This window comes from Peptoniphilus sp. HMSC075B08, assembly GCF_001815405.1.
Taxonomy (GTDB): Bacteria; Bacillota; Clostridia; order Tissierellales; family Peptoniphilaceae; genus Peptoniphilus_A; species Peptoniphilus_A harei.
In genome coordinates this window covers 1-542 of the sequence record NZ_KV820446.1, presented here as the reverse complement: position 1 = coordinate 542, position 542 = coordinate 1, and the positions used below count along the sequence as shown (strand labels likewise).

The following is a 542-nucleotide window of genomic DNA, read 5'->3' as shown; positions in this document are numbered from 1 at the left end:
CCTAGCCCCATAATGAGCATTGCTTTTTTCATTAATCCTTCTCCACGCATAACCATGTTTGCTGATTGAGTAAAGTTTACAAAGAAAGAACCAATGAAAATTACTCGTAAATATCTGATACCATATTCTTTAATTTCTCCACTTGCTCCAACCATATCTAAAAAATGTGGTGCAAGTAAAATTCCGCCTATTGTAATAATTGATGAGAATAGAATAACCCAAAAGATTAAATTCCCCATAATTTTATCAACTGTTTTTTGGTCACCCTTTCCTATAGCTCTTGATAAAACTGATGCTGAACCTACACCTATGAGTGTAGATACTCCACTATTAAAAAAGGTAAGTGGCATAGCTACACCACAAGCTGTCATTGCAGTTTGTCCTATAATATTTCCTGCAAAAATTCCATCCATTAGTGGATAAAGACCTATTACTATCATTCCTATTACAGCAGGGACAGATAATTGAAAAAGTAAATCTATAGGTCTTTTTGTTAATAATTGTTCTTTCATATCTTGTTTCATAAAATTACCTCCTTTTTT

1 protein-coding gene is annotated in these 542 nt (G+C 32.7%); it reads right to left on the bottom strand.

All coding sequences use genetic code 11. The annotated features are described in order from the left end of the window. Window positions 1–524, bottom strand: a 524-nt coding sequence (locus HMPREF3023_RS03610; RefSeq protein WP_246829178.1) for an MATE family efflux transporter, incomplete at its 3' end; no start/stop codon positions are given. Window positions 525–542: the final 18 nt, after the last annotated feature.